We start from the raw sequence: 8769 nt of genomic DNA, 5'->3' as shown, positions 1-8769 counted from the left end.
TGGCTGGCTGGGGGCATGGGTTCCATCGAGCGGTGCGGTGCAGCGTCGTGTTGCTTCGCAGTCGGCCCATCGCCGGCTCCTCGATCGAGTTCACTGCAGCCATAGTGATTGCGCGTCTTGCCATGGCGTCCTCTGCTGAGCCCGATCGACCTCCCTTTGTGACGCGCCGTCCAGGCCGAGTTTTCCGGAGATGGCGGAAAATTACCATCTGGCTGAGGGCGTGAGGCGCATACTGCACGTTTAACGTTCGGGGAGTTTCTGATGAGCCTTGTCATACGCGATGCGTCGCCCAGTGAAAAGCGCGGTAACGCGATGTCCGCAGCGCTTGCCAAAGAACAGTTGGCGTATGCAATTCAGATCGTGCGCGAGGTCGCACCTCAAAGCGTGACGGACGGGGCACTGATTGGTGCGGTGGTGCAGGCGATTGCATCCAACTACGCGGCAGTCCCGCAGCCAAACCGTTGAGAAGCACCGGGGCTGATGGGCCCCGCACCCACTTTTATCCCCGAAAGCTTCGCCAACGGTGCGTGCGCGCGCCTGGCCCCCGGCTGGTCTACGGTGCCAATCGCATGCTCGCGCAATAGCAATAGGTATGGCTGTCGCGGTGTACCTAGGAAGCTCCAGCCGGATTCGTCGAGGTCATTCCTGGCGCAGAACAAAGTTTTTACCGGTTGCCGCAAGCTGTTGCGACGCGGCAGCACAGGCCGTGTTGGCCTGCTCGGCGAGGATTGGCCTGCCCGGAGGGACTCGAACCCCCGACCTATAGCTTAGAAGGCTATTGCTCTATCCAGTTGAGCTACGGGCAGCAGGCAGGCGCCGAGAGGGAGGGCCTGCACAATTTGCAAAGCAGGGCGCACTGCGCCGAGCGAAGATTCCAATCATAACCCGCCCCGCAGGGCGCCATTCCGTCTTTGCGATGAGTACGGGCAATGCCTGCGCAGCCGGCCGCGCAGGTATAACCGAGCCATTGGAACCAGTAATTTTTTTCCGTAAGCCTGCCCATGCCGCACAGCGTCGCGCTCATCCACACCATTGCTACCGCCCTGGGGCTGGCATTGGCATTGGGCTTCGTGGCAGTTCGGTTGCGGCTCCCCGCGCTGGTGGGGTATTTGGTGGCGGGCGTGTTGATTGGCCCTTACACACCGGGCTTTGTGGTGGATACAGCGATGGCCAGTCAGTTGGCAGAAATCGGCGTGATGCTGCTGATGTTCGGTGTCGGGCTGCATTTTTCCTGGGGCGATTTGCTATCGGTGCGGAGAATTGCGGTGCCTGGGGCCGTGGTGCAGATGATGGTCGCAACGGCCTTGGGAATGGCGCTGGCAACGTGGTGGGGGTGGAATCTGGGAGGCGCGCTGGTGTTCGGGTTGGCGCTTTCTGTAGCCAGCACGGTCGTGTTGTTGCGGGCGCTGGAAACCCAGGGCATCCTGGACAGCCACACTGGACGGATTGCGGTGGGCTGGCTCGTGGTGGAGGACCTCGCCATGGTGCTGGTACTGGTCCTGCTGCCGCCGCTGGCTGGCTGGCTGGGTGGCACAGCAGGCCCGGGAGATTCGGCAAAACATGCGGACAGTGCGGCGGTGTGGGGAGCACTTGGTTGGAAATTGCTGCAGGTCGGGGGGTTTATCGCCGTCATGCTCCTGGTAGGGCGGCGGGTGTTCCCATGGCTTCTGTGGCAGGTGGCACGCACCGGCTCGCGGGAATTGTTCACCCTGTGCGTCGTGGCTGCGGCGGTGGGCATTGCGTTTGGGTCTGCCGCGTTGTTCGGAGTGTCATTTGCGTTGGGGGCCTTTTTTGCCGGAATGGTGATGCGGGAGTCCGAGTTCAGCCACCGGGCCGCGCAAGAGTCCTTGCCGCTGCGCGACGCGTTTGCCGTGCTGTTCTTCGTGTCGGTCGGCATGCTGTTCAACCCGGTGGTGCTGTGGGACCGGCCGCTGCAGGTGGTGGCGGTGGTGGCGGTCATCATGCTGGGGAAGACGCTGGCGGCGGCCGCTCTGGTGCTGGCCTTTCGCTACCCGCTGCAGACGGCACTGACGGTTTCAGCGAGCCTTGCGCAGATCGGAGAGTTCTCTTTCATTCTGATTGCGCTGGGCGGATCGCTGGGCCTGCTGCCGCCCGAAGGAGCCAGCCTGGTGCTGGCGGGCGCGCTTATCTCGATGGCGCTCAACCCACTGCTGTTCCATGCGATTGCACCGCTGCAGGATTGGCTGCGTGCTCATTCCCCCCTGGCGCGGCGGCTGGAGCAGCGCGACGATCCCCTGGCCGAACTGCCAATGACCACCGATGCCCGGTATCTCGCGCGGCAAGTGGTGCTGGTGGGTTATGGCCGGGTAGGGCGGCGAGTGGCTGGTGCGTTGACGGCTGCCGACATTCCGTTTGTGGTGGCAGAGCAGAACCGCGAGTTGGTGGAATCGCTTCGCAAATCCGGCATCGCCGCGGTGTTTGGCGATGCCGTGGATCCCGAGGTGCTGATACAGGCGCACATCGCGCGCGCCGCCATGCTGGTCATTGCCACGCCGGATACCCTGAACGTGCGCCAGATCATCTCCACCGCATGCACTTTGAATCCCCAGATCGAAACGGTGGTGCGAAGCCACAGTGCCGATGAGGCGCGCCGCATTTCTGAGGAGTGTGGCAGTGCCGTGTTTTTGGCCGACGAGGCGTTGGCGCAGGCCATGGCGCGCCACGTGCTGGAGCGCACCGAAGCAAGGGCTGCGCGACCCACCGGTCCCGCAGCCCTGCACAGCCGGATTTGAAATTTTTGGGTGTTTTTGCTTCTGGCGCTTGGTGGTCAAGCGCTGGCAGCTATCATTATGATAGCGATTGCGGGCTCATGAAAGGGCCAAGCGAGCCGCTCTGGCGGATGGAGCAGTCAACCAACGCGTGAGGGCGCTCTTTTGCGTGGCCCTCCGGTGATGCCTTCATGTAGCGGGGAAAAGCCGCTTGCGCTGCAGCGGGCAGTTAGTTGGTCTCTTCAAACACCAGGGAAGGCGGCGCCATGACCCGTGCAGCTTGGGTCAAGTCCTGGATCAAGTGATTGGCGAAGTAGCTGTTCTGCGTATCCGGTTCCAGTGCGGCGACGGCCAAGTTGGCCCGTGGCTGGTTCAGTGGTACATAGAAGCTCCCGGCAGGCACATCGATGGCGCTGCGCACAGGCGATACCTGCACGCGCACGATGCCGGCTCCGCCGGCGATGGTGCCAATCACGTCTTGTCGGTTTCCGGATTCCCGGGCGGTTTCGCGGTAGATGTCGGCCAGCGCGGAGCCGGGTTCGGCCACGCGCATGACTTGCAGGCCCAGTAGCCGGAGGCGTTCGACCGCCGCCGTGGAGTTGGCAGACAGCCAATAGCCGCAAGGCCGGGCGCGGGTCTTGACAGCCTGCAGCGCGAGGGATGAATTCCACTCCACCCGGATCAGCTTGTCTGCACCGGTTTCAGGGTCCAGAAAGTCCAGTTCACGCTGCGTGGGTGTGGCGGCGGCCTCGACCACCACTTGGTCGCGGCACGCCTGGGCGCTCACGTCGCGAACCACGAACGAGCGCACCTGTTCAAGGTTGGCCGCCCGTTCCGCCGTCGTGCGCAGTGCGCTGGTGATGGCGGTGACTTGTGAATGCACGCGCCGCTGGATGTGCATGCGCCCGATCCCAACCCCGCGCGTTTCGATCAGCAGGCTGACCGCGTTTTTCAGGCCGTTCACGTTGCGGCCGGTATCAGGTTGGGTCCCGCCCATGGAAATGCGCTTGTCGTCGGGGTTGGTCGAGGTCGTGTAATACCAGTCGCTCGTCAGCCCCTGGGCCTTGAGGGCCGCGGTCATCGGAAGGTGGTACCACTCGTGCGAAGCCTTGGTCAGAAACTCGGGGTAGTTGGCGGTGGTGGTGTACTGCAGCAGCGCGTCATAGCGCTGGATCGCGTTGAACTTCTGCAGATACCGTCCGACCACTGTGTACTCGTGGGCATCCACCACCAGGATGGGGCGGTAGTCGTTCACCACTTTCGCCAGGGCCCGGGCCTCCGGCGTCTGGAGGAGAAGGTGATCGCGGTTCATGTCCACGCCGTTGGCCGTGACGCGCGTTCCCGCTGCTGCCCCGTCGGGGTTGGCGCGGGGCACCACCACCACATTGATGCGGTCCAGCAGCGGCTCCAGCAACCCTTGCACCAGCTCGCGGCTGATCACCAGCAACGCCTCACTGCCTGCGGGCTCGTCGCCGTGCTGTTGGCCTACCAGCACGACGGTGGGGCGGCCACTGTTGTCGAGGTTGACGGGCTCGGTGCCGGCCGCCCGGGTGGCCAGCAGGCCCACGATGGGCTCGCCACGCTGCGACATGCCGAGGTTCAGCAGTTTGGTGCGCGTCGCACCCCGCGGGGCCGGGTCGGCCAGCGATTGGAGCCACTGGCTGAGTTCGGCATTGGTGGTGAAAGCCCTGCGGTCACGGCCCAAGCCGGGCGTGCTGTAAACCACCGTGGGGTCTGGAAACCGGGCCGCCACTGCGGCGCCATACGGTGGGGCCATCGGGCCCTCGTTTTGCACCACCAGCGGAGCAGGGGGGGGCAAGGGGCTGGCGATGGCGCCCTGGGGTTGTGCCGGGGGCAGCGGGGCTTGGCCCAACGGCGCTGGCACGACCGCCCCCGGCTGGGGGCGGGGGGCAGCAGTCGGAGCGCTGGTTCGCGCCGTTGGCGCTGCAGGCCAGGGGGGCAGCGGCGTGCTCGAACACGCTGTCAGCAGCAGCGCTGCCAGCAGGGCGGAGGCTTTCCAGCCCGTGGGGCGCAGCATGCCGCCGGACGGCTGTGAGTCGGCAGCATTGCGGGACGAGCGGGAGCGAAGAGAGAAAGGTGTATTCATGGGGCTCTGCCGTTGACCCCCCGGAGGGGCCTTGTTACGGCGATGTTACCTGCCCATCAGAGTTGCCCCGTGTCGTCGTACATTCGGTTGCAAAGCCGGAACGGTGCTTTCGAAAATGCATCTTTCCGGCGCGTAAGAAGGGTTTGGCAGGCCACGGTCCGCGGGCGCCCTTGCATGTGGTGCCCGCCGTGTTCAACCTTCAGCGATTGAACGAACCCCGCGAGCCGCCTGGGCTGCGGCCACCGTTGCCCCGGCCGCCGCCTGCACCGCCGCCGTAGCCACCGCCACCGCCGCCGGAATTGCGGTATCCGCCACCTCCGCCGCGACGGCCGCGCTCGGCCATGCTGTCCACGCTGGTGCGCATCGGGTCCGGCTGCCCGCCTCCTCCATGGCCCGCGTTGCGATGGCTGGGGTTGCTGTGACCCAGGTGTGTGCCCAGGTGGGCGTTGGCGCGTGGAGGCTGCGCATCGTCATAGCGATGGCCGCCGCCTCCGCCGTCTTGGCGTGGGCCTCGGCTGCGTGCGGGTGCTGGCTGTGCACCGCCGCGCGCACCTCCTCCTTGGGCGCCGCGGCCACCACCGCCGGAGCCTTGCGCGCCACGCGCGCCGCCGCCGGAGCGTCCGCCCCCGCTGGCTGGCCGGGAGGAGCGCTCTCCCTGACCCTGGCCGCCCTGGCTTGCCTTGTTGGTGCGAATGCGCTCCATCATTTCACTGCGTGCGGCCTTCGCGGCAGCCTGCATCACTTCGCGGCTTGGGGGCTTGCCGGCGCCGCCCCAGATGGTCTGGCGACCCATGGCGATGGGTTCCGCCTTTTCGCCAGGCTCGGGTCCAAAGCCTTCGATGACCTGCACGGGAATCTGCTGCTTGGTGAAGCGCTCGATGTCCATCATGAAGCCTTCCTCGTCCATGCAGACCAAGCTCACGGCCTCGCCGGTAGCGCCGGCGCGCCCGGTGCGGCCGATGCGGTGGACATAGTCTTCCGACACGTTGGGGATTTCATAGTTGACGACGTGCGGGAGGTCGTCGATGTCGATGCCGCGCGCTGCGATATCGGTGGCCACCAAGGCGCGGATCTCGCCGCTCTTGAAGCCGGCCAGCGCCTGGGTGCGGGCGCTCTGGCTCTTGTTGCCGTGCAGGGCCATGGCCGAGACGCCGTTCTTGGTCAGGAACTCGGCCACGTTGTTGGCACCAAATTTGGTGCGGGTGAAAACCAACACTTGGCTCCAGTTGTGCTGCTGGATGATGTGCAGCAGCACCTGCTTCTTCTTGCCCCGGCCCACCGGGTGGATGACCTGGGTAATGCGCTGCACCGTGGTGTTGCGGGGAGTGACCTGGATGCTTTGGGGGTTCTTGAGCAGCGTGCCCGCGAGGTCGCGGATTTCATCGCTGAAAGTGGCCGAGAACAGCAGGCTTTGCTTGTCCTTGGGGACCAGGGCCAGTACCTTCTTCACGTCGTGGATGAAACCCATGTCCAGCATGCGGTCGGCTTCGTCGAGTACCAGCACTTCCACGGTGGAAAGATCCAGGAACCCTTGCTGCTGCAGGTCCAGCAGACGACCGGGGGTCGCTACGAGGACGTCCACGCCACGCTTAATGCGATCGATTTGAGGATTCATGCCCACGCCGCCGAAGACGACGGTGGAATTGATGTCCAGGTACTTGCCGTACTCGCGTACAGACTCTTCCACCTGGGCGGCGAGTTCGCGCGTGGGGGTGAGCACCAGGGCGCGAATGCCCTTGCCGCCAAACTTGTTCTTGGGAGCAGGGCCTTGTGCAAGGCGGTGCAGCATGGGCAGGGTGAACGCGGCGGTCTTGCCTGTGCCAGTCTGTGCGCCAGCCAGCAGGTCATGGCCTGCAAGGACGGCGGGAATGGCCTGGGCCTGAATGGGTGTCGGGGTCTCGTAGCCCGTTTCGTGCACGGCCTTCAGGATGGCAGGAGCCAGGTTCAGTTCGTCAAATGTCATGTTTTTGGATGCGCCCGTCCGGGGCGCTGGGTATCGGCCTGTCGTGCAACCGGAGGTTGTCGAGCCAGTCTCAAGCCGATGAGGTTCAGGAGCGGGAGCCTGGAAGCGGAGCGCTTCCTTCGTCCCCAGCAGTGTGCTGATGTGGCGGGCAACTGGAGCCTGCTACGGCGGGTATTGTCGCATGGCCCGATAATCACTGTTTGCACGCAGAATTTCTTCTGCCCACTTTCTCGCCCGTTCACGACAACCAATCCAATGGCCCAATACGTTTATTCGATGAATCGCGTCTCCAAGACGGTGCCTCCCAAGCGCCAGATCTTGAAGGACATCTCCCTGAGCTTTTTCCCCGGCGCCAAGATCGGTGTGCTGGGTCTGAATGGCTCCGGCAAATCCACCCTGCTCAAGATCATGGCGGGCGTGGACAAGGAGATCGAGGGCGAAGCGATCCCCATGCCGGGCATCAAGATCGGCTATCTGCCGCAGGAGCCCCAGCTCAACCCCGAACACACGGTCCGCGAAAGCGTCGAGGAGGCCATGGGCGAGGTGTTCGCTGCCAAGGCGAAGCTCGAAGAGGTGTATGCCGCTTACGCAGAACCCGACGCTGACTTCGACGCGCTGGCCGCCGAGCAGGCCCGGCTGGAGGCCATCATCGCCACCGCGGGCACGGATTCAGAGCATCAGTTGGAAATCGCCGCAGACGCGCTGCGCCTTCCGCCCTGGGATGCCAAGATCGGCCTGCTGTCCGGGGGCGAGAAGCGCCGCGTGGCACTGTGCCGCCTGCTGCTGTCCAAGCCCGACATGCTGCTGCTGGACGAGCCCACCAACCACTTGGACGCTGAGTCCGTTGACTGGCTGGAGCAGTTCCTGCACCGCTTCCCCGGCACCGTGGTGGCCATCACCCACGATCGCTACTTCCTGGACAACGCGGCCGAATGGATTCTGGAACTGGACCGCGGCCACGGCATTCCCTACAAGGGCAACTACAGTACCTGGCTCGACCAGAAGCAGGCCCGCCTGGAGTCCGAGCAAAAGGGCGAGGAAGCCCGCGCCAAGGCCCTGAAGAAGGAACTGGAGTGGGTGCGCCAGAACGCCAAGGGCCGCCAGGCCAAGAGCAAGGCACGTATTGCCCGCTTTGAGGAACTGAGCGACTACGAATACCAAAAGCGCAACGAGACCCAGGAAATCTTCATTCCTGTGGCCGAGCGCCTGGGCACGCAGGTCATCGAGTTCAAGAATGTCACCAAGTCTTTTGGCGACCGTGTGCTGATCGACAACCTGTCCATGAACATTCCGGCGGGCGCCATTGTCGGCATCATTGGCCCCAACGGTGCCGGTAAGTCGACCCTGTTCAAGCTCATCGCCGGCCGCGAGCAGCCCGACAGCGGCGAAGTCATCATCGGTTCCACCGTGAAGATGGCGTTTGTGGACCAGCACCGCGATGCCTTGTCGGACGAAAAGACCGTCTGGGAGGACATTTCCGGCGGCCTGGACATGATCAACATCGGCAAGTTCACCATGGCCAGCCGTGCCTATGCGGGGCGCTTCAATTTCAACGGTGGCGACCAGCAAAAGAAGGTGGGCATGCTGTCGGGCGGGGAGCGCGGCCGTTTGCACCTGGCAAAAACCCTGATCGCAGGCGGCAATGTGCTGCTGCTGGACGAGCCCTCCAACGACCTGGACGTGGAAACCCTGCGGGCCCTGGAAGACGCACTGCTCGAATACGCGGGCACCGTGTTGGTCATCAGCCACGATCGTTGGTTTTTGGACCGGATCGCCACGCACATCCTCGCTGCGGAAGGTGACAGCCAATGGACGTTCTTTGACGGCAATTACCAGGAATACGAAGCGGACAAGAAGAAACGCCTGGGCGAAGAGGGGGCCAAGCCCAAGCGCATGCGTTTCAAGGCGCTGAAATAAGCTGCCGGGGGGTGATTTAAAGACCGTAAACCACCCCCAAGGTCAAGTAGGAT

At 64.2% G+C, this 8769-nt stretch carries 5 protein-coding genes and 1 tRNA gene; 3 read left to right on the top strand and 3 right to left on the bottom strand.

The features are described from left to right. The first annotated feature begins 261 nt into the window (after positions 1 to 261). Entirely contained in the window at positions 262 to 465 is a 204-nt protein-coding gene (locus MRY84_RS16750) for a hypothetical protein (RefSeq protein WP_291506839.1), read from the top strand. 264 nt (positions 466 to 729) lie between these two features. Here MRY84_RS16750 and MRY84_RS16745 read toward each other — a convergent pair. Continuing rightward, positions 730 to 806, bottom strand: a tRNA-Arg gene (locus MRY84_RS16745). A 195-nt stretch (positions 807 to 1001) separates the two neighbouring features. Here MRY84_RS16745 and ybaL point away from each other — a divergent pair. Continuing rightward, positions 1002 to 2753, top strand: a complete 1752-nt coding sequence (gene ybaL, locus MRY84_RS16740; protein ID WP_291506838.1) for a YbaL family putative K(+) efflux transporter — start codon at positions 1002 to 1004, stop codon at positions 2751 to 2753. Between the two features lie 205 nt (positions 2754 to 2958). On the opposite strand, the gene MRY84_RS16735 is transcribed toward ybaL, so the two are convergent. Beyond that, entirely contained in the window at positions 2959 to 4767 is a 1809-nt protein-coding gene (locus MRY84_RS16735) for a M14 family zinc carboxypeptidase (RefSeq protein WP_291506841.1), read from the bottom strand. 268 nt (positions 4768 to 5035) lie between these two features. Continuing rightward, positions 5036 to 6799, bottom strand: coding sequence for a DEAD/DEAH box helicase (locus MRY84_RS16730; protein ID WP_291506837.1), 1764 nt, complete (start codon positions 6797 to 6799; stop codon positions 5036 to 5038). Positions 6800 to 7054: 255 nt separating this feature from the next. Here MRY84_RS16730 and ettA point away from each other — a divergent pair, with 255 nt between their 5' ends. Beyond that, positions 7055 to 8716, top strand: a complete 1662-nt coding sequence (ettA, locus tag MRY84_RS16725) for an energy-dependent translational throttle protein EttA (protein WP_291506836.1) — start codon at positions 7055 to 7057, stop codon at positions 8714 to 8716. Positions 8717 to 8769 lie beyond the last annotated feature (53 nt).

Origin of the sequence: Acidovorax sp., from assembly GCF_022763525.1 — a bacterium.
In the GTDB taxonomy this organism is placed as follows: Bacteria; Pseudomonadota; Gammaproteobacteria; order Burkholderiales; family Burkholderiaceae_C; genus Acidovorax.
Note: the sequence above shows the minus strand (reverse complement) of the source record. Positions and strands in the feature narration are given on the sequence as shown.

Bases quoted from the DNA above. Each gene is read 5' to 3' on its own strand.
- MRY84_RS16750 (WP_291506839.1), top strand. From the start codon at position 262: ATGAGCCTTGTCATACGCGATGCGTCGCCCAGTGAAAAGCGCGGTAAC.
- ettA (WP_291506836.1), top strand. From the start codon at position 7,055: ATGGCCCAATACGTTTATTCGATGAATCGCGTCTCCAAGACGGTGCCT.
- MRY84_RS16735 (WP_291506841.1), bottom strand. From the start codon at position 4,767: ATGCTGCGCCCCACGGGCTGGAAAGCCTCCGCCCTGCTGGCAGCGCTG.
- MRY84_RS16730 (WP_291506837.1), bottom strand. From the start codon at position 6,799: ATGACATTTGACGAACTGAACCTGGCTCCTGCCATCCTGAAGGCCGTG.
- ybaL (WP_291506838.1), top strand. From the start codon at position 1,002: ATGCCGCACAGCGTCGCGCTCATCCACACCATTGCTACCGCCCTGGGG.